The organism is Streptomyces qaidamensis (assembly GCF_001611795.1).
GTDB lineage: Bacteria > Actinomycetota > Actinomycetes > Streptomycetales > Streptomycetaceae > Streptomyces > Streptomyces qaidamensis.
Genome location: NZ_CP015098.1, coordinates 8,884,669 through 8,911,243, shown reverse-complemented (window position 1 = coordinate 8,911,243; position 26,575 = coordinate 8,884,669). Strand labels below are relative to the sequence as shown.

The window sequence follows — 26,575 nt, the reverse complement described above, 5'->3', positions numbered from 1 at the left end:
TCGTCACTTCACCGCGGCCTGCGCCGACGTGAGGGCGTCCTTCGGGGACTTGGCCCCGCTGAGGGCGGACTGGACGGCCTTCCACAGCTGCTCGGAGATCTTCGGGTATTGGGTACCGAGATCGTCGCTGGTGCGCCCCTTGGCCGCCTTGACCGCCTCGACCCAGGGCTTCAGCTCGGCGTTCGCCGCCACCTGCTTGGCCTGCACCTCACCGGTGGGGGCCACGTAGGACAGGGTGGTGTCGGTGTCGTACAGGTTCTGGGTGCTGGTCAGGCAGGTCGCCAGCTTCTGGGACGTGGCGTAGCGGCCGGTGTCGCCCTGGGTGGGGAGGGTGACGAACTCGCCGCCGGTCGGGGCGGCGGCGCTGCCTCCGTCTGCGCCCGGTATCGGCAGGACGCCGTACTCGAAGCCGGCCTTCTCGGCGTTGGCGAGCTGCCATGTTCCGTTCTCGGCGAAGGCGTAGTCACCACCGGCGAACTCCTGCCAGCTGGTGGTCTGCGTGTTGTTGATGACCGAGTTGGGGGCGTACCCCTGCTTCAGCCAGTCCTTCCACAGCGACAGGGCGGCTGCGGCCTGGTCGGAGTCCAGTTCGGTCAGCTTCGCGCCCGCGCCCCAGAACCACGGCAGGAACTGGAAGCTGCCCTCCTCCGTGCCGATCGCGGAGAACGTGATGCCCTTCTTGCCCGCCGCCTTCACCTTCGCCAGCGCGGCCGTCAGCGACTCCCAGTCCTTGACCGAGGCGATGTCCACCCCGGCCTCCTCCAGGACCTTCTTGTTGTAGTAGAGGGCGAGGGTGTTGGCGCCGATCGGGGTTCCGTAGGTCTTGCCGTCCGACTGGCCTGCGGCGAGCAGGTTGGGGTCGACCTTGGAGGTGTCCAGCTTGTTGTCCTCGGTGCTGGTGAGCACGCCCGCCTCGGCCAGGGTCGACACCACCGGGTTGTCGACGATGAGGACGTCCGCGGAGTTGTCCTGCTGGGCGGCCAGCAGCGCCTTGTTCGCCAGGTCGCTGGTGTCGAAGCCGGTCCTCTTGATCTTCACACCGGCCTTGGCGCCGCAGTCGTCCAGCAGCTTCACCCAGTCCGAGCCCTTGGCGAACTGGGGGTACGGGTCCCAGATGGTGTATGTGCCGCTGTCCGAGCCCTTCGTGTCGGCACTGCCCGAGCCGGAGGAACAGGCGGCACCGGTGACGGCGACGACGGTCGACAGGGCCACAGCGGTGAGCCGGCGCCTTGAGGAGCTGTGCATGGCAGGTCCTTCGTTCTTGGCACACGTGTGCCGCGGGAGGGGGTGACGGGGGGGGAGGCGGGCACGCCGAACCGGCGAGGGTGAGGGGGTCGGGTGCTCGGCGGAGTGGGAGAGGAGTGAAAGGGCGTGACGTGCGGTCGGGCTCAGGAGATGGCGGTGCCGGTCGCGGGCCCGGTGCTGGCCCGCAACGAGATCGGCGGGGTGAGCAGGTGGTGCCGGCCCGGCGCGGTGGGCTGCTCGATCCGCTCGACGAGCAGGTCGACCGCGCGCCGGCCCATCTCCTCCGCCGGCACGTCCGCCGCGGTGAGCTGCGGGGTGACGGTCTCCGCCCACCGGCTCGCGACGATGCCGGTGACGGAGAAGTCGCGCGGTACATGGCGGCCCGCCCGGGCGAGCCCCCGGTACAGGCCGCCCAGAGCGGCCTCGTTGAGAGTGACCAGAGCGGTGGTGGCCGGGTCGTCGTGCAGGATCCGCTCCACGCACGCCTGGCCGGACGCCGCGTCGTCCCCGCAGCAGTACGTCCGTACCGTGAGCCCGCGCTCGGCCGCGGCCTTGGTGAAGCCGTCCAGACCGCGGTGCGCTGACTCGTACCCCGCCTGCAGAAGCTGTTCGGGCCGGTTGACGAAGGCCACCCGGCGGTGGCCGAGGTCGGCGAGGTGGTGGACGCACGCCGCCGCGAGCGCGGTGTGGTCCAGGCTCACCCACCAGCCGCTCTCCGGATGCGCGGTGCGGCCGATGGCGACGGAGGGGAAGTCCAGCTCGGCCAGATGCTCGACCCGGTCGTCCTCCAGCCTGATCTCCATCAGGATGGCCCCGTCGACCCTCCGCTCCCCCAGCAGCCGCTGGAACGAACGGTCGCTGTCGACGCCGCTGGGGGACAGCAGCACGTCATAGTCGTGGGCCGCCGCGGCCTCCACCACACTGCCGATGAAGTCCAGCTGCATCCCGGTGTAGTGGTTGCCCGCCGGCGGGAAGACCAGGCCGATCGTGCTGGTCCGTCCGTTCGCCAGAGCTCGCGCGCTGGCGTTGGGCCGGTACCCCAGTTCGTCGATGACCTGCTGGATCTTGCGACGGGTCTCCTCCGACACCGAGCGCTTGCCGCTCAGCGCGTAGGACACGGTGCTCCGCGAGACACCGGCCCGCTTGGCGATCTCACCGATGTTCACGTCGGCTCCTTGCTCGAACCGGTTCGACACCTCGTAGGAGGGAGCACGCGCCGGTCGCGAGGGTGAGGGGTGGGACGGGGATGCGAGGCCGGTCGTCGAACCGGTTCGCGTGAAGCGACCGTAGGAACTGCCCGAGGGCCTGTCAACACCTCGCACCACACTTACCCGGACCGGCCAGGGGTCAGAGACTTCCTTGCGCCGGAGGGATTGCTGGCCGGGTTTCGCGGTGCTAGCTTCGCGAACCGGTTCGACGAAGTGATCCTTCCGGCGAGCCTGCGCTCTGTCCGTACCCGTTGCGGAGACGAGCTGCCGCATCTCCCGGTCGGCGACCTGTCCGCAGCCCGTGAAATCGAACCGATTCGACGTCCATCACCCACCCACTCTCCTCGCTGGGCCGCCCCGCGTACGAGCAGCCGACCGAGTCCGGCCGGCCGGAACCGCCTACCCAAGGATTGAGGACGCCATCCATGCCATCCGCTGACAGATCCGCCCGGCGACGGGCGCCGGCCGCCGTGACACTGGCCCTCGGCGCGGGCCTGCTGGCCGCACCGGCCGCCCCCGCGCAGGCGGCCGAGGTGCCCCGGCCCGCCGCCCGCTACACCTTCGACCAGGACGACACGACGTCCGGGAAGATCACCGACAGTTCCGGCAACGGGCTGACGGCGGACCTGGTGAACGGCTCCACCGCCCGGTCCGTCGAGGGCACGGACGGGGGCAAGGCCCTCGCCCTGCCCGGCGGTGCGGCCGACTCCGGCGGCGCGTACGTCCGGCTGCCCCGGGCCGTGGTCGGCGACGCGGCCGACCTGACGGTCTCCGCACGCGTGAAGTGGAGCGGCGACAAGTCGCCCTGGCAGCGGATCTTCGACCTGGGCACCAACACCACCAAGTACCTCTTCAGCACCCCCTACAACGGCAGCGGACTGTTCCAGACGTCCGTGACCACCGGTGGAGGGGGCGCCGAGGCACAGGTCCGCGGTTACGCGCCGCTCCCCCCGGCCGAGTGGCGGACCGTCACCGTCACCCTCGACACCTCCGCGGGCCGGCTCACCACCTACCTCGACGGCGTGGCGGTCTCCTCCGCCGGGACCGCCGTCAAGGCCAAGGACCTGCTGGACGCTTCGGCCGCCGCCGGGTACATAGGCAAGTCCTTCTACCCCGATCCGCTGCTCAAGGGCGCGATCGACGACTTCACCGTGTGGCACTCGGCGCTGAGCGCGGAGCAGGTCGCCGCTACGGTCGGAACCGTGCCCACCCTCCAGGAGCTCTCGAAGACGTCCTTCGAGGCGCGCACCACGACCGGGACCGCCCCTTCCCTGCCCGCCGCGGTCCGCGCCTCCTTCTCCGACGGCTACGACCGCGACACACCCGTCACCTGGGACGCCGTCCCCTCCGACGAGTACGCAGCACCGGGCACGTTCACCGTCTCCGGAACCGCGGCCGGGCGTTCGGTGAAGGCCACCGTCACCGTGGTCCGCGAGGGGCAGCTCACCGTCGACCTCGGCTCGGACACCGGCGCGTTCCACGGCGGCGCCTCCGGCACCCTCTACGGCGTGTACGGGCCGGACGTCCCGACGAACAACCTCATGGAGGGCATGGGCCTGCGCACGGTCTCCACCAAGGCGCAGGACGGTCCGCAGCACCCCGGGGCCGACGCCTTGGAGGTGGTGAAGCCGCTGGCCGACTCCACCGACGGTGACGTGTACATCTACATGACCGACATCCACCGCGGCTTCCCGTACCAGTGGCCCGGCGACACCCCCGCGGAGAAGCTGAAGCTCTACAAGGAGAAGATCGCCGAGCAGGTCGACCAGGTCCTGAAGCTGCCCGAGCAGTACCGGGACAACATCGTCTTCGTGCCGTTCAACGAGCCCGAGGGCAACATGTTCGGCACCGGCGAGTGGAGCTACAACAAGGTCAGCTGGCTCAACGACCCCGACGACTTCCTCGCCGCCTGGGACGACGCGTACAAGCTCATCAAGGGCAGGATGCCGAACGCCCGTATCGCCGGGCCCAACACCAGCGTCCTGTACGACCAGGTGAAGGGCTTCCTCAGCCACACCCTGGCCGCGGGCACGCTTCCGGACGTCATCACCTGGCACGAGCTGAGCCACCCGGAGGCGGTGCGGCAGAGCGTCGCCAAGTACCGGGCGTGGGAGAAGGACCTGTTCAAGGGCACCGACCGCGCGGGTACGCAACTCCCCATCAACATCAACGAGTACGCCTTCAACTACCACACCTCCGTGCCCGGCCAGATGATCCAGTGGGTGTCCGCGATCGAGGAGTCCAAAGTCGACGCCGACATCGCGTACTGGAACATCGACGGCAACCTCTCCGACTCGGCCGTGCAATCGAACCGCGGCAACGGCCAGTGGTGGCTGCTGAACTCGTATGCCTCGATGAGCGGTCACACGGTGGAGGTGACCCCGCCGTTCCCCGGCGAGAACTACACCATGCAGGGCGTCGCCACCCTAGACGAGAAGCGGAAGCAGTCCCGGCTGATCTTCGGCGGCTCCACCGGCAAGGGCCACATCACCTTCGCCGGCGTGCCGAAGAACGTGTTCGGCAAGAACGTGCACGCCTGGGTACGGGAGATCGAGTGGAGCGGGCAGGTCGGCGACTCGTCCGGCCCGAAACTCCTCGCGGAGACGAACCTGAAGGTCGGTGACGACGGCACTGTCGCCCTCGACTTCGGTGAGGGCGCCCTGCCGAAGCTGAAGGAGTCCTCGGCCTACGAGGTCGTCCTCAGCCCTGCCGGGGAAGCGAAGGGAACGCAGGCCCCGCCCGTGCGCTGGCAGTCGTCGCACGAGGCGGAGGACGCCGCGCACACCGGCTCCGGCTGGTCGAAGAACGGCCCGGAGGGCTCACCGCGTGACGTGTCGAAGTTCTACACCTCGGGCGGTTACGACGTCGGCGGCCTGCGCACCGGCTCGGACGTCGCCCTCGACTTCACCGTGGACGTGCCCGAGGACGGCACCTACGACCTGAGCGTCTTCGCCAACTCCCTCAACACCTTCGACAAGGTCAAGGAGCAGGGCCCCACCAACGTCTTCCTGCGCGTGGACGGCAAGGCCGGCAGCGAGCGGGAACTGCACCTGCCGCTCGGCTACAAGTGGGTCGTCTGGGACCACACCGACACCCAGGTGAAGCTCACCAAGGGCAAGCACACCCTGACCCTCGCCGCGAAGAGCGCCGACGGCAAGCGCGCCACCAAGGGCGACGCCATCGTCGACCGCCTCACCCTCTCCCTCCCCCGTGCCTCGGCGGACACCCAGGTGTACGAGGGTGAACTGGCCTGGCCGTCCGGCGGGGCGCGCCCGGTCTACGACCTTCCGAAGCCGGCGGCCACCGGCTCGGGCGCGGTCCGCGTCGCGAAGGGCCAGAGCGCCACGTTCTGGGTCTACTCGCCGGCCGACCGCGAGGCCACCCTCAAGGTCGACACCCTGGGCGGCACGGGCGCACGGCTCTCCGTCAACGGCCACGACGTCCTGCGCCTGGCCAAGGGCCGGAGCGGCGCAGCCGTCTCCCTCTCCGGCGGCGTCAACAAGGTGACCGTGACGGGAGGCACGTCCACGACCCTGGTCGACCGCCTCACGGTCACACCGACCCAGGGCACGCTGCCGGTGCGCACCTACGAAGCGGGAGACGCCCGGCTCGCGGGCTCGGCCACGCTCGCCTCGCTCTCCCTCGCCACCGACGGCACGGCGATCACGGGCATCGGCGGGGCCCCCGGCAACGGCAACACCGCGACGTTCACCGTCTCGGCCGACCGGGCCGGCCTGTACGCGCTGCGCATTCGCTATGCCAACCCGGAGCAGTCCGAGGCCACCCACTACAACCCCGACCCGCTCGCCCGCCACGCCGACATCAGCGTCAACGGCGGCACCGCGCGGCGCGTCGGCTTCCCGCACAGCTTCCACCAGAACAACTTCTGGGAGCTGACCGTTCCGGTGCAGCTGAAGAAGGGGTCGAACACGATCGGCTTCCGCTCCGAGGAACTGCCGAACTTCGACGGCACCACCTACGCCTCGGACACCTTCCCCGGCGTGCTGCTCCGCTCCCGCTACGCGCCGCTGATCGACCGGATCACCGTGGCGCCGTACGCGCGGGAGGTCAGCTGAGGTGAAGCGGCCCGGTCCGTCGCACCTGACGGACCGGGCCGTCCCCGACCGGCGGGCCGTGCTCCTTGCGCACCCGGCCGTCACCAGACCTTCACGTCTGCGCGCTGCCGGCGCAGCCTCCCTGGGAACCCGGGTGTCATCGACCGGGAGGGACTGGGCTGTGATCGCTGTCGCCGTGCTGCTGCTGCCGGCTCTGGGTGTGCTGCTGTTCGTGATGGACCGTGTCGAGGACCGGTTGTCGGTCCGCCCGCCCGGGGCGCGCCACGCCCGCAAACGTCACCTGCGCCTGGTGCACGACGCCGGCCCGTCCGCCAACCGGCGCATTGCGGCCCGGCGTTCCCGGCGTCACGGCAAGGCGGCGTGACGCCCGGCCGCGCGCACCCGTTTCGAACCCGCTCACCGGGCACACTGACCGCCGGAGGTGATCACATGTCCGGACAGGGATCACTGAAAATGCATCAGGTGGTGCTCGACAGCACCGACATCCGAGGACTCGCGGAGTTCTACCGCTCGTTGCTCGGTCTCGTCTACGGCCCGGGGGACGAGCCGCCCGAGGCGGGCGAGCACGACGAACGGGGGCGGGACTGGCTGGTGCTGCGCACTCCCGACGGCGCGCCTCGGCTGGCCTTCCAGCACGTTGAACGGGTGACGCGGCCGACGTGGCCCGACGGCCCGGTGCCGCAGCAACTGCACTTGGACCTGAGCGTGACGTCGATCGAGGACCTCGACGCACAGCACCAGCGCGTGCTGAGCCTCGGCGGCCGTCTGCTGTCCGACAACCAGCAGGGGCCCGACGAACCCTTCCGGGTCTACGCCGATCCCGCGGGCCATCCGTTCTGCATCTTCGTCGCCTGAGCCTTACCGCGTTCAGCGGGTGCGGGGCCGATTGGACGGCACGGCACCGGTTCACCGCCGAGCCGAGCCTAGCCCCCACACGCTAGCGTGTGTCCTGTGATCGTATGGCTCAACGGCACCCACGGCGCGGGCAAGACGACGACCAGTACGCTCGTGCAGCAACTGATACCGGATTCACGGGTGTTCGACGCCGAGAAGGTCGGCGAGACACTCATGGACATCAAGCCGGGGCTGCCCTGGACGGGGAACTTCCAGCACTGGCCGCCGTGGCGGCCGCTCGTGGTCGAGACCGCTCGCCGCGTACTCGACTACACCGGCGGCACCCTGGTGATGCCCATGACCGTCCTGGTCGAGCAGTACTGGCGCGAGATCAGCGCGGGCCTCGCCGAACACGCCGTTCCCGTACGGCACTTCGTCCTTCATGCCGACCAGGACACGCTCCGCAAGCGCATCGAGGGGGACACCGTGCTCGGCCCCTCCTCGTTCCGCCTCGAATACCTCGAGCCCTACGCCGAGGCGGCCCGCACGTGGCTGCACGCCGAGGCCGAGGTCGTCGACACCACACATCTCAGCCCTGCCCAGGCCGCCATGCGCATCGCGGAGGCCGTGTAGGCCCAACTCCTTCCGCCAGACCGGCGGTGCGCTCGCCCGCCCTCTTCGGAGGCCTGCTCTCCGGCGCCGGCGGCGGCTTCTCCCTCCCGGGCATGCGCATCGGACTGGTCGCCGTCGCGGTTCTCCTCCTCGCGACGACCGCCCTGTCCCGCCTCCTCCTGCCCCGCGGCTGACGCCGGGCCCCGGCGGGAGCTCCGGCCCGGTGGGACAAGATGGGCCCCTCAACAAGGAGGTCGAGGGGATGAGTTACGACCTGCAGGCCGTGATCGCTGACGAGGCGGCACTGCGTGTTGCCACTCGGGGCCTGTCCACCGCCCGGCTGGCGTCGATCGGACAGGGCCTGTCACTGATGCCGATGACAGACACACTGTTCGGCACCCTCACGGACGGCAGTGGTGCAGGCGCCTTGGGGTTCCGGCGCCTCCCGGGAGGCTTCGAGAAGACGCTCGCCGACTGGTCGGCCGGTGGCCCGGTGGCGTACGTGGAGGCGGAGTACTTCGGTGGTGTGGGCGAGCAGCGGGCCGCCGTCTGGGACGGCGGCACCCTCGCGATCGCGCCGCTCCACGTGGACGAGGACCAGCCCTTTCCGCCGGCGGGCAGTCCGATCTCCCAAGCGCTACGGCGATTGGGAGCGGTGGCGGGCGCAGGCCAGGACGAGTTCACTGCCGTGGGGTTGCACCGGCATCGGCACACCGGGGCGTGGATCGCCTGACGCGCACCGTGTGGGGCACCCCCGGTGTGTCGCGTCAATCCCTCTCGGTTGCGAAGCGGGGCGCGAGGTCGATCAGATCCGCCGACCGCCACACCCGTCCGCCGAAACCGGACAGGGACAAGGCAGGGCACAGATCGGGGCGGCTCCTGACAGGGGCAGGCGCACGGGTTCGTGCAGGCATCGATCGTCCCTTCGTTCGGACACGTCACAGGTGGCCGGGGCCGTCGGCCAGGGCGATCCGGGCGGTGATGCGTTTGCCCACCGGCTCCCGCTGTACCTCGAAGTCCTCGGCCACGGCCTTCACGATCTCCAGGCCGTGCTGGCCGATCCTGCTGGGATCGGTGGCCCGGGCCGCGGGGATCTTGGGGTCGCTGTCCCACACGGTGATCTCCACGGTGCGGGCGGAAATGCGCAGTTCCAGCAGGACGGGCCCGGGAGCGTACTTGCGGGTGTTGGTGACGAGCTCGCTGACGACCAGCTGGGTGAGGTCCCTCGCCCGGGCGGAGACGGGCAGGTGCTGGTCGTCGCTCGCCCGGTCGAGGAAGACGGCGGCGTGACGGCGGGCGTCCGCGATGCAGCTGTCGTCTCCGTCCAAGGCGTACCCGACGCGCAGGAGATGCACGTCCGGTGTCATACAGCCGTCACCGTCGGCAGCAGATTCCACTGGCCTCGCCCTCACTCCCCGTTCACGCGCGCCGGTACCCGTTCTGCGGCCCTGCATGCCAAAAAGGTGTTGTTCGGCACAGCCACCCGGGTGTATCCGGCCGGGGCGGTGGGGCAGAATCAACCGTGCACGTTCTGACCGGGCAAGCCTAAACACAGTCGAGGAGAAGGTGTCCCAGCACGAGAAAGCGGACCGGCCGGGCCGGCTCCACGCCGAACACCACATGGCCGGAAGCATCCGGGTCGTGACCCTGCGGGGTGAGATCGATCACGATGTCCAGGACGTGCTCAGCGAGGCCCTGCTGGTCGACAGCGGCGCGGTGCAGCCGCGGACGGTCGCGGATCTCAGCGGGGTGACCTTCATGGACTCCAGCGGCATCAACATCTTCGTCACCGCACACCAGCAGGCAACCGGCGCGGACGGCTGGGTGCGTATCGCCGGCGCTCAGAGAGCGGTCCTGCGCGTCCTGGAGCTGGTCGGCGTCGACACCCTCATCCCCTGCCACCCCACCACGGAACAGGCCCTGGCCTCCTGACCCGCGTGGCCCTGCCGACAGCCCTGGTTCAACGGCCGGCGTCGCTCCGCCAGAAACCGAGCAGGGCGGCCGCGAGGGCGTCGGGGGCCTCTTCGGACATGTGATGCCCGGAGTCGATCGGCCCCCCTTCGAGCCGGTCGCCCGCCCAGTCGCGCCAGACCCCCAGGACGTCGCCGTACAGGGTGGCCATGTCGTCATGGGTGGCCCACAGCACCTGGAGCGGGCAGTCGATACGGCGACCGGCCTGCTGGTCGGCGTCGTCGTGCTCGCGGTCGATCCCGAGGCCGGCGCGGTAGTCCTCGCACATGGCGTGCACGGTCGCCGGATCGTGGATCGCCCGCCGGAAGTCCTCGTAGGCTTCGGCGCCCATCTGCTCGCTCGTGGCCGTGTACCAGGCATCGGGGTCGGCGTTGATGACGCGTTCGGCGGGCTTCTTGGTCTGCCCGAGGAAGAACCAGTGCCACCAGCTCTCGGCGAACGTCGCGTCGCAGCGCCGCAGGGCCTCCCCGATCGGAACGACGTCCAGGACGCTGACGGCGGACACGGCTTCCGGGTGGTCCAGGGCGAGACGCATCGCCACGTACCCACCCCGGTCGTGCCCGACGACGGCGAACCGTTCGTGCCCGAGGCGGCGCATGACCGCCAGGCAGTCGCCGGCCATGGCGCGCTTGGAGTACGGGCGGTGCCCGGGGTCTGAGGCGGGTTTGTCGGACTCGCCGTAGCCCCGCAGGTCCGGGCAGACCACCGTATGGCCGGCCGCGGCCAGCAGCGGGGCCACCCGGTGCCAGGTCGCATGCGTGCGGGGATGACCGTGCAGCAGCAGCACGGCGGGGCCACGGCCGCCGTGACGCACCCTCAGCCGGGCCCCCTCCCCCTGACATCGCGTCAGCTCAAAGCCGTCGAACACACAGCCTCCCCGGGGTTGCGGACGTCGCGGTCCTGGTGCCCCTGAGCGGGCCGTCCATGCGGGGAAGGCGGCCCTGTGGGCCTCGGGCCGCCACACCGCCGCAGTCGTCGGTCAGGACAGGATCTCGATGTACCCGTCGGTTCCGTGCACGCGGATCCGCTGTCCGTCCCGGATCAGCCGGGTGGCCTGATCCACGCCTACGACGGCCGGCAAGCCGTACTCGCGAGCGATCACCGCTCCGTGGGTCATCAGGCCGCCCACCTCCGTCACCAGGCCGGCGATGCCGACGAACAGGGGGGACCAACTGGGGTCCGTGTAGGCCGTGACCAGGATGTCACCCGGTTCGAGGTCCGCTTGGGCCATGTCCAGGATGACGCGGGCCCGTCCCTCGACCGTCCCGCCGGACACCGGCAGGCCGATCAGGGCACCGTCGGGCACGTCGTCGCGTCGGTACGCCCCGTTGACGCCCTCGCCGTCCGATGTGAGGACCCGCGGAGGTGTGAGCGCGTCGTACGTACGGAACTGTTCCCTGCGCTGCCGGACGAGCCGGTCGTCCACCCGGTTCGAGCGCGTGACCTCCTGGAGCTCCTGGAAGGTGAGGTAGAAGATGTCCTCCCGCTCGCCCAGTACGCCGGCCCGCACGAGGCGCCCGGCCTCCTCCAGCAGCGCCTGCTTGTAGACGAAGAGGCGGCTGACGATGTCGTACTTCGGGTACTCCCGGTATCCGATGAAGGTCCGGACCCGGTCGATCATCCGCTTGGTCTCTTCGGCCTTGCTCTCGCCGCCGGGCAGGGCCCGCAGGCGGGTCAGCACCTCCTGTTCCTTCTTCTCCGCCTCCCTCCGCCCTTGCTCGAAGCGCCGCTCGGCCGCGCCCTGTTCGAAGTTCCTGACGTTGTCGAGGATCGCCGGCACGAGCGTGCCGGGCTGTTCGCGCCATCGAGGCCTCGTGATGTCGATCTCGCCGGCACAGCGCATGCCGTACCGGTCGAGGTAGGTCTCGATGGCGTCGCGTGCTTCGGTCCCGCCCGCGAGCTTCGCCAGCTCGTCCAGGAAACCGTCGCCCTCGACGTCTCGCAGGAACGCCACCACCTCGGGATGGGGACGGATCACGTCGGCGACGTCGAGCAGCGCCAGTCCCATCTGCGACGTGATGTTGTCGGGGGCGGACAGCGTGAGCGTGTCAGCCGCGTTCTTCTCCCCCAGCCACTCGTGCAGCTTGTCGTTGAGCCACCAGGTGGCTTCCATCCCCGCCATGATCACCTGCATGCTCAGCGGATCACCGAGGACCCGCTTGTGCTCCGTGAAGGCCTCCAGCAGGAAGTCGAACAGGGCTGGTCCGGTCTTCGTGCCGATGTCACGCCGCAGGGCGGCGATGGACACCTGGCTGTGCTCGATCAGCCGCGAGACGATGGCCGGGTCGGTCCCGATCGGGGCGGGCGGGTCGCCGGCCGGGGGGTTGCCGGCGGCCGGGTCCGCAAGCAGGGGGAGGAAATCGTCACGTTCGAGGACGGTCTCCAGCGCGTCCCTGGTCAGTGGATCGCCCCTGCCCACGAGGTCGAGGAGGCCCGTGCGGCTCGTGGGCGTCGTCAGGGCCCGGGTGGCGTCGACCCACAGCCTCCCGCCGGCGTCGGTCATCGGCGCCATGGCCGTCAGCTTCCACACGGAGAGCCCCAGGGGCTTCATGGGGTCGGTCATCATCTGCTGATGACCGACGGAGACGTAGACGTGATTCTCCTCGTCATCGGTCTCGGGGACGGGGAACAGCGTCGTGATCGGCCGGCTCTGCACGATCTGGAAGCCGTCGTCATCGAGGCACCATTCGATGTCCTGCGGGCGGCCGAAGTGTGCTTCGATCCGCCGTCCGAGGTGCACGAGTTGCACGACCTGCGCATCCGTCAGGGCCGGCTGCTCCTGCCGCTCGGAGTCGACCGCCCTCTCCTGCGTACCGCCGGCCGGCAGGGCGTGAACGGCGCGCTGTTTCGCGGCGATCGTCCTGGAGACGATCTCGCCGTCCCGCACCGCGAAGACGTCGGGGTTCACCAGGCCGGACACCAGGGCCTCGCCGAGGCCGAAGCCGGCGTCCACGGTGGCCACCTTCCGGTTGCCCGTGACGGGGTCAGCGGTGAAGAGGATGCCGGCCGCGTGCGGGAGGACCATCCGCTGCACGACGACGGCCATGTGGACCGTGCGGTGATCGATGCCGTTGCGCCGCCGGTAGGTGACGGCCCGCTCGGTGAACAGCGAGGCCCAGCAGCGGCTGATGTGCTGGAGGATCGCCGTCGTCCCCATGACGTTCAGGTAGGTGTCCTGCTGGCCGGCGAAGGAGGCCGTCGGCAGGTCCTCCGCCGTGGCGCTGGACCGGACGGCGTAGGCGGCCTGCTCGCCGTGCCGGGCGAGCGCGCCGGTGATCGCCGCCGCGAGATCCCCCGGGACGACGATCCCTTCGATCGCCCGGCGCGTGCGCGCGCTGAGCGTGCGGATCGCCTCCCGGTCGTCCGGGTCCGAGCGGGACAGCCGGTCCAAGAGGGCCTCGATCGACGGCGCTTGCGTCACGATCTGCCGGAAGGCCTCCGTGGTCACGCAGAAGCCACCCGGCACGCGGATGCCCGCGATCCGCGACAGTGCACCCAGATGCGCGCCCTTGCCCCCGACGACAGCGATCTGTGTCTCGTCGGCCTCCTGAAGATCCAGCACATAGGGCTCGTTCATCTCCAACGCACGCACGTCGTCCCCGTTTCCGCAGGTTGTGGCTTCGGTCGACGATTCTGCGCCGCCACCCGGGCCTTGCCGCAAGCCCCCCTGTGCGCTATAACTTGAGAGAGGCAAGGAGATCTTCTCCTTGCCTTTGTCGTTGACCGTGCATCGGGGAGCCACAGACGTGGTGGGTGCAGACGACATCTCCGGGTAGGACCCGGATGTGACGGCCACCGTCGACCGTTTTTCGGCCCTGAACAGGGGCTCGGATGTGACGTGGGCCTTCAGGCCCAGGTCGAGCGCGAGGCACGAGTAGCACTTCCACGAACCCTCGGGGTTGTACGCGTTCGCCCCGCCCCTCGATGCGGCTTCCGCCTCTTCGGCCATGTTCTCGAAGCGGATGCGCTCGGGGGAGCTTGCCGAACCGCGCGTGCCGTACCGCTGCGGCGGTGTCCGTCGACAGTTTCCTGCCCATGAGCGGTCTCCCCTGCGGAATCACGCTGGTTCCTCGGACGAGCAGCATGCCCCTCCGTGCGTCACCTGTCACACCGGTGACGACAGCTCTCGGGCATCAGACGGTGATGGTCTTGCACTCGGTGTAGGCACCCAGGCCGACCGCGCCGCACTCGCGGCCGACGCCACTGGCCTTGAAGCCGCCGAGCGGGCCGTCGAAGGCGACCGGCGCACCGTTGACCGTATCGGTGCCGGTGCGGATCCGGCGGGCGACCGCCAGGGCACGGTCCTCGTCGGCGGACCAGACGCCGCGGGAGAGGCCGCTCGGAATCGTCGGCGATGAGACCGTGAGGGTGAGGCAGTTGCCCTTCTCCAGGCCCTCGGGCACTGCGGGCCGCCGGTGATCAGGCGGGCCCCTTCCTCGATGCCGAGCCGGATGCAGCAGGGGCCGGGATGATCTTCGCGGTGGTCGAGGAGGAGGGCGAGTTCCACGGGATCACCGCGCCACGACGCCGATCGCCTCGCGGCCCACCACGCTGCGCACCGGGGACGCCGGGTCGGAGGGCACCAACGTCTCCTCCCGGCCGAACTCCTCCGCCGCCTTCAGGTAGGCGCCGCCTTCAGGTAGGCATCGGCCTGGCGGGTCAGGCCCGGCTGACCGGCCCGGGTGAACCATCCCGCCGAGCCGTTCTCCAGCGAGATCAGGGGTGCGATCTTCTCCGCCTTCTGCACGCGCAGCGCATCGCATCGCCGCAGGACCGCGATCCGCTCCGCGGGCGCGGTGGTGCCAGGCGCCCTTCTCGAAGGAGGCCCGCCCCGCCGCGACCGCCCGGTCCACGGCGGCAGGCTGCGCCCGGGCCGCGCGTCCGACCACCGACCGGTCGTGCGGTGAGGTGATGTCCAGAAGCTCCGGATCACCGGGCTCCACCCAGGAGCCCCCGATGAACAGCCGGTCGCAGGTGGTCATGCGCTGTCTGACGACGCGTGGCCGGGGAGGGCAGAGCCCTCCCCGGCCACGTCGGCAGTCCGGATCAGCCGCGCCGGGGCAACCGCCAGTTCGGGCGCGGGAAGTGACAGGTGTACCCGTCCGGATAGCGCTGGAGGTAGTCCTGGTGCTCGGGCTCGGCCTCCCAGAACGCACCGGCCGGCACCACCTCGGTCACCACCGGGCCCGGCCACAGCCCGGACGCCTCTACGTCGGCGATGGTGTCCTGCGCGATGCGCCGCTGTTCGTCGTCGAGGTAGAAGATGGCGGAGCGGTAGCTCAGGCCGATGTCGTTGCCCTGCCGGTCCCTCGTGGTCGGGTCGTGGATCTGGAAGAAGTACTCCAGGATCGCGCGGTAGTCGGTGGCGGTCGGATCGAAGACGATCTCGATCGATTCCGCGTGCCTTCCGTGGTCACGGTAGGTGGCGTGGGGCTTGTCGTCGTCGCCGCTGTAGCCGACCCGGGTACGGATTACACCGGGGAGCGACCGGATCAGTTCCTGCATTCCCCAGAAGCAGCCACCCGCAAGCAGCGCCCTCTCCTCGACATCACTCATGACGCATCACCCTTCTCGCCGGTATCCATCCACACGGGACCAGCCTCGCACACACGCCCATCGCGTGCAGTCACCATTCTGACAGGTGACGACGCGATCCGCTGTCGCGGCCCACCGGAGCGCGCATGCTCGCCGCCGACCCGGGCGCGACCATCGCGAGCATCGCCGCCGAGGCCGGTGTGGACCGCCGTACCGTCTACCGGCGTTTCGCCTCCCGTGAGGACCTCCTGGCCGCGATCTACGCAGCCCGCCTCGCGGCCACCGAGCACTCCATCGAGGACGCCCGACTGCGCGAAGCCCCCGTCGCCGTCGCCGTCGCCGTCGCCCTGCACCGCTACGTCGAGAACGTCATCGCCGTGAACCGCACAAGGCCGCCCGGACGCTGCGCTCCCCGTCGCCCCCCCCTGGCCCGCCGACCTCGCCCACATGCTCGCCGACGACAGCGCCCGCGCCCGCCGGGACGCCTCCGTACGCGAGGTCGACACCTTCCTCCAGCGCGGACGTCGTGGTCGAGACCTCGTCCAGGTGATCAGAGGTGAGGGAGAGGTCGACCGGATCCGATACGCGCCAATGTCATGCCTTCGCACCGCGGAAGCGGTCGACGGCGCCCACCCCGCACCCCCGGCCACGCACGCACCGACTGCCTGGGCGAACGCGACTCCGGCCGGGCCGCCACACTTTCGTCACGCACCGTCCACACCATGAACACTTCCAGCCGCACGACGAGCAGCGCCTCCCCCTCGGTGCAGACGCTGCACTCGACCCCTGCCTACCCTCCGTGGCCATGCGATCACCCCTGATGAGACGTTTCGGTCTCACTGCCGTCCTCGCCCTCGCCCTCGCCGTGTTCGGTCTGGCCCCGGCCGCGAGCGCGGCCGGCCCGGCGCCTGCGGAGCTGACCTTCGCCACCGACAGCGCCACGACCACGCCCGGCGGTTCGGTCAAGCTGTCGATGACCCTCACCAACAACAACACGTACGACGTCTGGTTCGTGTACCAGACGATCGAACCGACCTGGCTCACCACACAGCGCCCCGACCTGAAGTACAGCTTCAGCGGGTGCAGCCTGACCACCGCGAACGGCCCCGCCCCCTGCTCCGGGACCGGCCCGGCCAACCTCGGCACGAACTACGGCGCCACCATCCCACCCGGCCAGAGCCGCACGGTCACCCTGACGCTGGACGTCGCCGCCGACTCCGGCTGCAACGGCAACATCGGCTTCTACTCGTACTTCTACGCCGAGTTCAGCGACTCCACGAACGTCAGCGGCGGCCCGGTCTACACACCGATGACGCGCGTGCTCTGCCCCTGACGCCCGGTCCGTGACCCGGCGAGCCGTGACCTGAAAGCCGCCACACCCGGACATCCGCTCCGGTCTGGACCACTGGCACGACGACCGGCGGGCCCCACCAGCCCGCCGGTGCGCCACGCAGGGCCCGGACCAGCACGCCGGGCTCGCGCGCCCGTCAGGTCCGGCCTCGTCCGGCAACCGGGAAGGGCTCGCTTCGCTTTCGAATGAACCCCATTCGACACCTGCGCTTTTCCGTCATGTTCCGCAACATGACCGCGAAATCTCCACACAGACATCACTATGTGACACGAACGGATGCGTGACGAACCGGCTTCTGAGGGGGACGCCGGCGGCGCGCAAGGGGGTGCGTCCGCTCCACGGGAGCCGTACTCGCCCCTGCCCGGGGAGGGGACCTCACCGCATGAAGCGGACCTTACGCACCACCGTTCTCACGGTGGGCGTGCTCATCGCCGCACTGGGCCTGCCGGCCGGCGCGGCGCATGCCGACACCACACCCCGCGTCGATCTGCGGGTGCTGGTGGTGAGCGACGGCGGCCCGTCCACCGACGCGATAGCCGCCGAACTGGCCGCGGCCGGAACGCCGTACACCCGGATCGACCTCACGCAGTCCGGCCGGATCGTGATCGACGCCGACTTCCTCGCGGACACCGTCGACGGCCGGCCGCGCGCGAAGTTCCAGGCCGTCGTGCTGCCCAACGACAACCCGTTCCCCGCCGGCTCGGCCGAGATGGCGGCGCTCACGGCGTACGAGCAGACCTATGACATCCCACAGGTCGACGCCTACACCTACGCGCGTCCCGAAGCCGGTTTGCAGTACCCGATCCACGGGGGCTACTCCGGCAGTATCGACGGGAAGCGGGCGGAGGTGACCGCCGCCGGCAGGTCGGGTCCCTTCGGCTATCTCGACGGGGCGGTGCCCTTCGAGGACAACGACCCCGCGGTGGGTGAGAGTTACGCCTATCTGTCGAAGCCCGTTGCGGGAGCCGACTTCACCCCGTACGTGGAGGCGGCGATCCCCGGGCAGTCGGCCAAGGGCACGCTGGTGGGCGAGTACCGGCACGACGGGCGGCGCGAGCTGGTCGTCACCTTCGTCTACAACCGGTACCAGCAGCAGTTCCGGCTCCTGGCCCGCGGCATCGTGGAGTGGATGACCGGCGGTGTGCATCTGGGCGCCTCACGGAACTACTTCTCCGTCCACGTGGACGACGTGTTCGCCGCCGACGACCGCTGGAACAGCACGCTCAATTGCACGCCCGGCGACGTCGACTGCACGGACCCGAACGCGACGCCCGACCCGATCCGGATGACGGCCGCCGACGTCGACCACGCCGTCGACTGGCAGAACGACAAGGAGTTCACCCTCGACTTCGCCTACAACGGCGCCGGCAGCGTCGACCACCGGGAGGACAACAACGGCGCCGACGCGCTCGCCGACCGGCTGATCGCACGACGGGGCGAGTTCCGGTGGATCAACCACACCTACTCGCACCCCTTCCTGGGCTGCGTGCAGGACACGACCGTGGTGCCCTGGAAGTGCGCGACCGACGCCGACGGCAGCACCCGGTGGATGAGCCGCAACGACATCTCCGACGAGATCGCCACCAACCGGGTCTGGGGCGAGCGCGCCGGGCTTCCGCTGGTGAACGACGAGTTGGTCACCGGCGAGCACTCCGGTATGAAGGTGCTGCCGCAACAGCCCGAGGACAACCCCAACCTGGCGCTCGCCCTCGACGACAACGACATCACCTGGCTCGGCTCCGACAACTCCCGTGAACCCGCCCAGCGTCGGGTCGGTCCGGCCACGACCGTGCCCCGCTATCCGATGAACGTCTTCTACAACGCCGGCCGGGCTGCGGAGCAGGTCGACGAGTACAACTGGATCTACACCAGCCGCGCCCAGGGAGGCAGCGGCATCTGCGAGGACAACCCGGCCACCAGCACCTGTCTGGCGGCTCCGCTGGACGCAGCCACCGGCTACGCCGACCACATCGTGCCGCTGGAGACGCGGATCGCTCTCGGGCACGTCCTGGCCAACGACCCCAAGCCGCACTTCATCCACCAGTCGAACCTGGCCGAGGACCGCATCGCCTACCCCGTGCTCGACGGAGTCCTGGACGGCTACGAGGCCCTCTTCACGGAGGACACCCCTGTTGTGAACCCGCGGATGCGGGACATCGGCACCGAACTCCGGCGCCGGGCCGACTGGCAGGCCGCCCTCCGGGCCGGCGAGGTCACGGCCCACCGCATCGGCGACACCGTGACCGTCGACGCCCCGGGCGGACTCGCGGTGCCCGCGACCCTGCCCACCGGCACCACGCAGGCCGGTGCCGCGTTCGGTGAGGCGTATGCGGGGGCGGCGTCCGGCTGGACCCCCTCCACAGGGGAGCCGCTCGCTCTCACCCTGCCGTCGTCCGCCCCGGCTCCGGTCGCCGACGCCGCACAACCCGCCCCGGCCACCAGCCCCGCGCCGGAGACCCGGATCCCCGCGGGCGTCACCGATCCGGTGGGCCACACCTCAGACGGCTGAACGGCGCGCCCGCCCAAGACCGACCGATGGTCCTGGCCGCCCCGGCGGGCGGCCAGGACCGGCCCGAACCACCCCACTCCTCGGCCGTGGAGCACATCGATGCCCGTTCCCCAGGGCGCGCGACGCACCGGAGCAACGCGCGTCACCCTGCTCACCGAAGGCACCTACCCGCACAGCCACGGCGGCGTCAGCGTCTGGTGCGACCAGCTCGTCCAGGGCATGCCCGACCTCGCCTTCGACGTCATCGCCGTCACCGGAACCGGACGTGAGCCGGCCGTATGGGACCTGCCCGCACACGTCTCCAGCGTGCTGTCCGTCCCCATGTGGGGCGCCCCGCCCGAGGGCCGCCCGCCCCGGGGCCGATCCCGCAACCAACTGGCCGCCTCCTACGAGCGGTTCCTGGCCGCGCTGCTCGACCCGCGCGCCGAGGACGGGTTCGCTCCCGCCCTCTACGCGCTGGCACGCGCGGCGTCGGACGGGACGCTGAGCCCCTTCCTGCGCGGAGACCGGGCCATCACGATCCTCACCGCGCTGTGGAACCGCCCCGGGCTCGCCGTCCGCGAGGCACAGCCGACCCTGCACGACGCGCTCACCGCGACCGCCCTGCTGGAGCACGCCCTGCGTCCGCTGGCCGCCCCGCCGCCCGAGGTCGGGGTCGCGCACGCCGTCAGCGGCGGGGTCGCCGTCCTGCCGGGGCTCGCCGCCCTCGAACGCCACGGCGTCCCGCTGCTGTTGACCGAGCACGGGGTGTACCTGCGCGAGCGCTACCTCGGCTATCGCACCGCGCCCTACCGTTGGCCGGTCAGGGCCGTGATCCTCGGGTTCTTCCGGCTGCTCGCGCAGGAGAGCTACCGCCGGGCCTCCCTGATCACACCGGGCAACCGCTACAACCGGCTGTGGGAGGAGGAGGGCGGCGCCGACCCGGCGTCGATCCGCACGGTCTACAACGGTGTCGACCCCGCCGCGTTCCCGGCGGCCGGCCCCGAACCGGACGCCCCGACCCTCAGCTGGGCGGGCCGCGTCGACCCCATCAAGGACCTGGAATCCCTGATCCGGGCCTTCGCCCTGGTCCGCGCCCGGCTCCCGCACGCTCGGCTGCGGTTGTTCGGCGGGACGCCCCGGGGCGGAGAGGGCTACCGGGAACGCTGCGAGACCCTGGCCGCCGAGCTCGGGCACGCGGACGCCGTGACCTTCGAGGGGCGCGTCGACGACATCAAGGACGCCTACGCCGCCGGGAACGTCGTGATGCTCTCCAGCATCAGCGAGGGCTTCCCCTTCACCCTGATCGAGGCCATGTCCTGCGGACGGGCGACCGTCTCCACCGACGTGGGCGGGGTACGCGAGGCCGTCGGAGACACCGGGCTCGTGGTACCTCCGCGCGATCCGGAGGCGATGGCCGCGGCCGCGCTGGAGCTGCTGGGCGATCCCGGACGGCGCAGGGCGATGGGCGAGGCGGCCCGACTGCGGGTCATCGAGCAGTTCACCCTCCGGCAGACCATTGACACGTTTCGATCCGTCTATCTGGAACTGGCCCATCCGGAACAGGAGTTGACGGTCATGCCCACGATGGCCAGGATGTCCGCCCCGGCAGTCAACGGCTCCGGAAGCCTCGCCCGGTGAGCGGGCCGATGTCCCTCGAACCCGGTGGGGCCGAGCAGGACACGCTGGCCATCCGGCTGGCCGGCACCCGTCCGCCGCGCCGCCGGCCGCGCTGGGCCCTCGACGACGCCACCCTCGCCATCCGGCTGCCCCGGCGCGGTCCCGACGACGAGGCGGTCAGTGAACTCGCCGCCGAACTCGCCGACCGCATAGGTCCCGCCGTCCACCCCTACGAGGTGGCCGCCCTGCTGGAGGCGGAGGGACTGTCCGCCTCCCTGATCAACGAACGGTACGGCCACCCGAACCTCTTCTCCCTCGCCTCCGCGCTGTACGAGCGGGTGCCGCGCACGTTCCCCGAACCCGCCCCGGCCGCCGACCCGTGGCGCCCCGACACCGTCCGCTGTCTGCTGCGGGGTGTGCTGTTCGCCCTGCCCGGTCTCGCCTACCTGCTGACCGCGCCGCTGTGGAACGCCGGCGGGTACGCCCCCGCCCTCATCGTCGCCGGACTCGTCTCCTGGGCGTGGGGGCAGGCACTCGGCCACCGTGCGCACCTGCGGCTGGCGACCGGACGCCGGGAGGCGGGCCGTACCCTCCTGGCCGGCGCGCCCGCCGGAGCCGTCGTGGCCACGACGGTCGCCGCGCTGCCGGCCGACGGCGGGCCGGTGACCCTGGTGGCGGCGGCACAGTCCGCGTACCTGGCGGCGGCCGGAGTCCTGCTGGTGCTGGGCCGGGAGCGGCTGCTGCTGGCCGCGCTGAGCCCACTGGTCGCGGGTGCCGCCGTCCTGCCGTGGTGGGAGCCGGGTCCCGGGCTCCGGGCCGGGCTGCCCCTGCTGGCGCTGCTCGCCACGCTCACCGTCACCGGCCGGGCCCTTCGGGCTGCCCTCGCCGTCCCGGCCGTCGCCGGCGCGACCCGGCCGCGTCTGCTGTGGTCCCTGCCGTACGGCCTGTTCGGACTGGCCGCGGGGGTGCTGGTGCTGCTGGAGGGGCGGGAGGAGCCGTACGCGGTGATCGTGCTGACGCTGAGCATGGGGCCGGCGGAATGGCTGCTGTACCGCTACCGCGGACTGTCGGTCGCCGCCCTGCGCGCCACCGCCACGCCCGCCGGGTTCCTGCTGCGCTCGGCCGGCATCCTCGGCCTCTGTCTGCTCGCCTACCTCGCCCCGCTGCTGCCCGCGGCCCTGCTCACCGGCGCCGACCCCGTCACCCTGCTGCTGCTCGCGTCCGTTCTGTGGACCGCGCTGCTGCTCCAGGCGTTCGGGGCGGCGTGGTCGTCGGCCGGGATCTGTCTGACGGCAGCGGGCGCGGCCGGAACGGTCGTCCTCTTCCAGCTGCCACCGGGCGCCGCCCCGGCCCTGCCCCTCGCGTGCGGCGCAGCCGCCCTGTGTCTGTCGGCGTGCGCGCTGTGGCTGCTCGGCCGGCCCGCCCCGCACACCTGAGACCCGCCCCCACTCCCGCTCCCATCCCACCCATCCGAAGGGACACCGCAGTTGACCTCCGCACCGCTCGCCGCCGTCACCGGAGCCGAGGGCTTCATCGGCTCGCACCTCACCGAGGCACTGGTCGCCTCCGGACACCGGGTCAGGGCCATGGCGCAGTACAACTCCTTCTCCTCCTACGGCTGGCTGGAGACCCTGCACCCGGACGTCCTGGACCAGGTGGAGATCGTCCTCGGTGACGTACGGGACCCGGGCTCCGTCCGCGGCCTCCTCGAAGGCGCCGACACCGCCTACCACCTGGCCGCCCTGATCGCGATCCCGTACTCCTACCAGGCCCCGCACAGCTACGTGGACACCAACGTCACCGGCACCCTCAACGTGCTGGAAGCCGTACGCGCCCTCGGCACGCCCCGGCTGGTGCACACCTCCACCAGCGAGACGTACGGCACCGCGCAGACCGTGCCCATCACCGAGGACCACCCCATCAACACCCAGTCCCCGTACGCCGCTTCGAAGGCCGGCGGGGACCGGCTGGCCGACAGTTACCACGCCAGTTTCGACACCCCGGTCGTCACGCTGCGGCCTTTCAACACCTTCGGACCGCGCCAGTCGATGCGGGCGGTCATCCCCACCGTCATCGGGCAGGTCGCGGCCGGGGAACGCACGATCACCCTCGGCGACCTGCGTCCCACCCGGGACTTCACCTTCGTCCAGGACACCGCTCAGGCGTTCCTCGCCGTCGGTACGGCGCCCGCCGAGCGGGTCGTCGGACGTACCTTCAACGCCGGCACCGGCGGGGAGATCTCGGTCGGCGACCTGGTCGCGCTGATCGGCAAGGTGATGGACACCGCCCTCGACGTGCGCGAGGACACCGCCCGCATCCGCCCCGCCAACTCCGAGGTGATGCGCCTGGTCGCCGACGCGAGCCGGCTCGCCGCCGCAACCGGCTGGCAGCCCGCGCACACCTTGGAGGAGGGCCTCGCCCACACCGTGACGTTCTTCCGCGACCCGGCCCACCTGGCCCGCTACAAGACCGGCATCTACAACATCTGACCCCGTCCGGCACGTCAGCGCACGTTCACGAAGGAGGAGCCCCATGCACGCAGTGATCCTGGCGGGAGGCAAGGGCGTCCGGCTGCGGCCGTACACCACCGCGCTGCCCAAGCCGCTCGTGCCCATCGGCGACCAGCACGCCATCCTGGAGATCGTGCTGCGCCAGCTGTCCACGGCCGGCTTCACCACCTGCACCATCGCGATCGGCCACCTCGGCGAGATCATCCGCGCCTACGTCGGCGACGGTTCCCAGTGGGGCCTGGCCGTCGACTACGCGACCGAGGACAGCCCCCTGGGCACCATGGGCCCGCTGCTCAACCTGCGCCACCGGCTGCCCGAGACGTTCCTGGTGATGAACGGCGACGTCCTCACCGACCTCGACTACGCCGACGTCCTGCGCCGGCACCGCGCGTCCGGGGCTCCGCTGACCATCGCGACGTACGCCCGCAAGGTGCACATCGACTTCGGGGTGCTGACCACCGACTCCAGCAGGGTCGTGGCGTTCACCGAGAAGCCGAGCATGGACTACCGCGTCTCCATGGGCGTCTACGGGCTGTCCCGCGCCACGCTGGAGGGCTACACGCCCGGACTGCCGCTGGGCTTCGACGAGTTGGTGCTCGATCTGCTGAAGACGCAGAACCAGCCGCACGCCTACGAGTTCGACGGGTACTGGCTGGACATCGGCCGCCCGGACGACTACGACCGGGCCAACGCCGAGTTCACCACCCGCAAGTCGCTGCTGCTCAAGGGAGCCTGAGCACGTCATGCGCATTCTCGTCCTGGGCTTCACCGGCTATCTCGGCACTCACGTCGTCGAGCGGCTGCGCACCCTGCCCGGCGCGCTGCTGCTCGGCGGCGGCCGGTCTGCGGCCGCCGACCTCGACGTCGATCTCGCCCGCGTCCGCCCGGAGCAGCTGGCGAAGGCCCTCGCGTCGGCCGCGCCCGACACCGTGATCAACTGCGCGGGTTCGACCGGCGGCGACGCCGTCACCCTCGCCGAGGTCAACGCCCGCGGCCCCGCGGTGCTGTGCGCCGCACTGCGCGAGGCGGCCCCGGCGGCTCGCCTGGTGCACCTGGGCTCGGCCGCCGAGTACGGCCCCGGAGCGCCGGGCACCCCGGTGACGGAGTCGGCGGCCACCCGCCCGGTCGGCCCCTACGGCGCGACCAAGCTCGCGGGCACGGTCGCGGTGACCGCCTCCGGCCTGGACGCGGTGGTGCTGCGGGTGGGCAATCCGGTGGGGCCCGGGGCGCCACCCTCCGGACTGCCCGGCCGGATCGCCGCACTGCTGCGCGAGGCCGGCCCCGGACCGGAGGCGGTGCTGCGGCTCGGCGACCTGTCCGCCCACCGCGACTTCGTCGACGTGCGCGACGTGGCGCGGGCGGCGGTACTCGCGGCCACGGCCCCGGGCCCGCTGCCGCCCGTCCTCAACATCGGCGGAGGCCGGGCCGTTCCGGTGCGTGACCTGGTGCGGGGCCTGGCCGATCTGGCCGCCTTCCGGGGCCGGATCGAGGAGGGCACGTCGGGCACGGCCGGCTCGGCCCGTTCCGCGCAGGTGTCGTGGCAGTGCTCCGACATCGCCGCCGCCGGACGGGCCCTGGGCTGGCGTCCGGCCCACACCCTCGACGACGCGCTGGCCGCGCTGTGGGAAGGCGGCCGCACCCCGTGAACCTGCTGATCCCGCTGTACGTCCACCCGGCCGAGGACCCGGGCGCCTGGCACCGGCTGATCACCGCCGCGAACCGCACCTACGGGGTCGTCCTCAACCCGGCGAGCGGTCCGGGCGAGGTCCCCGACCCGGCGTTCACCGCTGCGGCCGGTGCGCTGCGGGCCGCGGGGGCGCGTCTGCTGGGCTACGTCGACACCGACTACGGGGTGCGCGAACCCGCGGACATCGCCGAGGACGTGCGCCGGCACCGGGAGTGGTACGCGGCGGACGGCTGCTTCCTGGACCGGGTGACGGCGACCGCGGACGGGCTGCCTGCCTGCCGCCGCCTGGTACGGGCGGTACGCCGGCTGGGGGCGGGGACGGTCGTCCTCAACCCCGGGGTCCATCCGGCCCCGGGATATGCCCGCCTCGCCGACCTGACCGTCACCTTCGAGGGCCACTGGTCGACGTACGTCTCCGCCTTCAGCCGGCCGGCATGGACCGCACGGCACCCGCCCGAGCGGCTGTGCCACCTCGTCTACGGCGTGCCCGGGGCCCTCGTTCCCCTCGCCGTGCGCACCGCGCACGAGCGCGGTGCGGCGGTCAGCGGACCGGTGACGGGCGAACCCCCCAACCCGTGGGCCCAGTTGACGCCCGCGCTCACCGGGGCGGAGCGTTGAAGAGGACGGCCCTTGCCTGTGCGGTCCTGCTGACCGCGCTGGCGGGTTGTTCCGGCAGTGCGAAACCACCTGCCGACGCCCCGGGTACGACATCGCCTTCTCGTGCCGTGTGGAAACCCCGTCCGGGTCTCGCCTGGCAGTGGCAACTGGACGGCAGGGTCGACGCCTCGGCCGATGTTCCCGTCTACGACATCGACGGATTCGAGAACTCCGCGGCGGACGTGGCCCGGCTGCACCGTGCGGGGAAGAAGGTCATCTGCTACGTCAACGTGGGTGCGTGGGAGGACTTCCGGCCGGACCGGGACGCCTTCCCGCGCTCGGTGCTGGGCGAGCCCAACGGGTGGGCGGGCGAACGGTGGCTGGACATCCGACGGCTGACCGTCCTGCGACCGATCATGGAACGTCGCTTCGACATGTGCCGCGACAAGGGCTTCGACGCGGTGGAACCCGATCTGGTGGAGGGCTACGGCAACGACACCGGCTTCCCGCTCACGGCACGCGACCAGCTCGGGTACAACCGTATGATCGCGGCCATCGCCCACGAGCGCGGGCTGTCGGTGGGACTGAAGAACGACCTGCCCCAGATCCCCCAGCTCGTGGACCACTTCGACTTCGCGGTCAACGAGGAATGCGCCCAGTACGACGAGTGCGGCGAGCTCTCCCCGTTCATCGCGGCGGGCAAGGCGGTGTTCCACGTGGAGTACACGGAGCCCCGGAGCGGTTTCTGCGCCGAGTCCCGTCGGCTGAAGCTGTCGTCGATGCTGAAGAAACCGGAGCTCGGGGTGTGGCGTCTCCCCTGCTGAATGTGCTCCGGACGCAC

General features: G+C 71.1%; 24 protein-coding genes and 1 pseudogene. 17 read left to right on the top strand and 8 right to left on the bottom strand.

The features are described 5' to 3' along the window. Window positions 1-3: 3 nt before the first annotated feature. Window positions 4-1,245 carry a sugar ABC transporter substrate-binding protein gene (locus tag A4E84_RS39095; RefSeq protein WP_062931075.1) on the bottom strand — a complete coding sequence of 414 codons (1,242 nt, stop codon included), beginning with the start codon at window positions 1,243-1,245 and terminating at the stop codon, window positions 4-6. 143 nt (window positions 1,246-1,388) lie between these two features. Next, window positions 1,389-2,411, bottom strand: coding sequence for a LacI family DNA-binding transcriptional regulator (locus A4E84_RS39090; RefSeq protein WP_062931074.1), 1,023 nt, complete (start codon window positions 2,409-2,411; stop codon window positions 1,389-1,391). A 467-nt stretch (window positions 2,412-2,878) separates the two neighbouring features. Here A4E84_RS39090 and A4E84_RS39085 point away from each other — a divergent pair, with 467 nt between their 5' ends. The 6 genes from A4E84_RS39085 (at window position 2,879) to A4E84_RS39065 (ending at window position 8,708) form a co-directional block, all read left to right on the top strand. Further along, window positions 2,879-6,529, top strand: coding sequence for a LamG-like jellyroll fold domain-containing protein (locus tag A4E84_RS39085; RefSeq protein WP_062931073.1), 3,651 nt, complete (start codon window positions 2,879-2,881; stop codon window positions 6,527-6,529). Window positions 6,530-6,689: 160 nt separating this feature from the next. Continuing rightward, entirely contained in the window at window positions 6,690-6,893 is a 204-nt protein-coding gene (locus A4E84_RS39080) for a hypothetical protein (protein ID WP_062931072.1), read from the top strand. A gap of 89 nt (window positions 6,894-6,982) precedes the next feature. Further along, window positions 6,983-7,384: a VOC family protein gene (locus A4E84_RS39075; RefSeq protein WP_237305088.1), complete on the top strand. Its 402-nt coding sequence runs from the start codon at window positions 6,983-6,985 to the stop codon at window positions 7,382-7,384. Window positions 7,385-7,480: 96 nt separating this feature from the next. Beyond that, entirely contained in the window at window positions 7,481-7,996 is a 516-nt protein-coding gene (locus A4E84_RS39070) for a P-loop nucleotide/nucleoside kinase family protein (RefSeq protein WP_062931070.1), read from the top strand. 26 nt (window positions 7,997-8,022) lie between these two features. Then, a complete protein-coding gene (locus tag A4E84_RS42720; protein WP_237305087.1) occupies window positions 8,023-8,169 on the top strand; it encodes a hypothetical protein in 147 nt (48 codons plus the stop codon). A 68-nt stretch (window positions 8,170-8,237) separates the two neighbouring features. After that, window positions 8,238-8,708, top strand: a complete 471-nt coding sequence (locus tag A4E84_RS39065) for a hypothetical protein (protein ID WP_062931069.1) — start codon at window positions 8,238-8,240, stop codon at window positions 8,706-8,708. A gap of 205 nt (window positions 8,709-8,913) precedes the next feature. Here A4E84_RS39065 and A4E84_RS39060 read toward each other — a convergent pair whose 3' ends face one another. Beyond that, complete coding sequence (locus tag A4E84_RS39060) at window positions 8,914-9,342, bottom strand: ATP-binding protein (RefSeq protein WP_107308445.1); 429 nt, start codon at window positions 9,340-9,342, stop codon at window positions 8,914-8,916. Between the two features lie 199 nt (window positions 9,343-9,541). On the opposite strand from A4E84_RS39060, the gene A4E84_RS39055 reads away from it, so the two are divergent. Further along, window positions 9,542-9,907 carry an STAS domain-containing protein gene (locus tag A4E84_RS39055; protein ID WP_062931067.1) on the top strand — a complete coding sequence of 122 codons (366 nt, stop codon included), beginning with the start codon at window positions 9,542-9,544 and terminating at the stop codon, window positions 9,905-9,907. A 28-nt stretch (window positions 9,908-9,935) separates the two neighbouring features. Here the strand turns inward: A4E84_RS39055 and A4E84_RS39050 are convergent, their stop codons facing one another. From A4E84_RS39050 to msrA, 5 genes are all read right to left on the bottom strand, one after another. Next, complete coding sequence (locus A4E84_RS39050) at window positions 9,936-10,814, bottom strand: alpha/beta fold hydrolase (RefSeq protein ID WP_062931066.1); 879 nt, start codon at window positions 10,812-10,814, stop codon at window positions 9,936-9,938. A gap of 111 nt (window positions 10,815-10,925) precedes the next feature. Further along, complete coding sequence (gene rph / locus A4E84_RS39045; RefSeq protein ID WP_062931065.1) at window positions 10,926-13,523, bottom strand: rifamycin-inactivating phosphotransferase; 2,598 nt, start codon at window positions 13,521-13,523, stop codon at window positions 10,926-10,928. Between the two features lie 556 nt (window positions 13,524-14,079). Further along, entirely contained in the window at window positions 14,080-14,349 is a 270-nt protein-coding gene (locus A4E84_RS43640; RefSeq protein WP_062931064.1) for an aldehyde dehydrogenase family protein, read from the bottom strand. A 215-nt stretch (window positions 14,350-14,564) separates the two neighbouring features. Further along, a complete protein-coding gene (locus tag A4E84_RS45310) occupies window positions 14,565-14,693 on the bottom strand; it encodes a hypothetical protein (RefSeq protein ID WP_257784362.1) in 129 nt (42 codons plus the stop codon). Between the two features lie 299 nt (window positions 14,694-14,992). Continuing rightward, window positions 14,993-15,502, bottom strand: coding sequence for a peptide-methionine (S)-S-oxide reductase MsrA (msrA, locus tag A4E84_RS39035; RefSeq protein ID WP_062931063.1), 510 nt, complete (start codon window positions 15,500-15,502; stop codon window positions 14,993-14,995). Window positions 15,503-15,627: 125 nt separating this feature from the next. Between msrA and A4E84_RS42715 the strand changes: the two are divergent. From A4E84_RS42715 to A4E84_RS38990, 10 genes and pseudogenes are all read left to right on the top strand, one after another. Then, window positions 15,628-16,000, top strand: a pseudogene (locus tag A4E84_RS42715) (TetR family transcriptional regulator); the annotation flags it as partial. Between the two features lie 286 nt (window positions 16,001-16,286). Next, on the top strand, window positions 16,287-16,814 hold the full coding sequence (locus A4E84_RS39030) for a hypothetical protein (RefSeq protein WP_062931062.1): 528 nt from the start codon (window positions 16,287-16,289) through the stop codon (window positions 16,812-16,814). Between the two features lie 400 nt (window positions 16,815-17,214). After that, window positions 17,215-19,341 (top strand): hypothetical protein, encoded by a 2,127-nt coding sequence (locus A4E84_RS39025; protein ID WP_062931061.1) that lies wholly within the window; start codon window positions 17,215-17,217, stop codon window positions 19,339-19,341. A 99-nt stretch (window positions 19,342-19,440) separates the two neighbouring features. Further along, a complete protein-coding gene (pelF, locus tag A4E84_RS39020; protein ID WP_062931060.1) occupies window positions 19,441-20,961 on the top strand; it encodes a GT4 family glycosyltransferase PelF in 1,521 nt (506 codons plus the stop codon). Beyond that, entirely contained in the window at window positions 20,958-22,376 is a 1,419-nt protein-coding gene (locus A4E84_RS39015; RefSeq protein WP_062931059.1) for a hypothetical protein, read from the top strand. Before pelF ends, A4E84_RS39015 begins: the two co-directional genes overlap by 4 nt. A 51-nt stretch (window positions 22,377-22,427) precedes the next feature. Then, complete coding sequence (locus tag A4E84_RS39010; protein WP_062931058.1) at window positions 22,428-23,429, top strand: GDP-mannose 4,6-dehydratase; 1,002 nt, start codon at window positions 22,428-22,430, stop codon at window positions 23,427-23,429. A gap of 43 nt (window positions 23,430-23,472) precedes the next feature. Then, complete coding sequence (locus A4E84_RS39005; protein ID WP_062931057.1) at window positions 23,473-24,186, top strand: nucleotidyltransferase family protein; 714 nt, start codon at window positions 23,473-23,475, stop codon at window positions 24,184-24,186. Window positions 24,187-24,193: 7 nt separating this feature from the next. Further along, window positions 24,194-25,096 (top strand): NAD-dependent epimerase/dehydratase family protein, encoded by a 903-nt coding sequence (locus tag A4E84_RS39000; RefSeq protein ID WP_062931056.1) that lies wholly within the window; start codon window positions 24,194-24,196, stop codon window positions 25,094-25,096. Then, window positions 25,093-25,755, top strand: a complete 663-nt coding sequence (locus A4E84_RS38995) for a spherulation-specific family 4 protein (protein ID WP_062931055.1) — start codon at window positions 25,093-25,095, stop codon at window positions 25,753-25,755. The genes A4E84_RS39000 and A4E84_RS38995 overlap by 4 nt, the downstream gene beginning before the upstream one ends. Beyond that, entirely contained in the window at window positions 25,752-26,558 is an 807-nt protein-coding gene (locus tag A4E84_RS38990) for an endo alpha-1,4 polygalactosaminidase (protein WP_062931054.1), read from the top strand. The genes A4E84_RS38995 and A4E84_RS38990 overlap by 4 nt, the downstream gene beginning before the upstream one ends. Window positions 26,559-26,575: the final 17 nt, after the last annotated feature.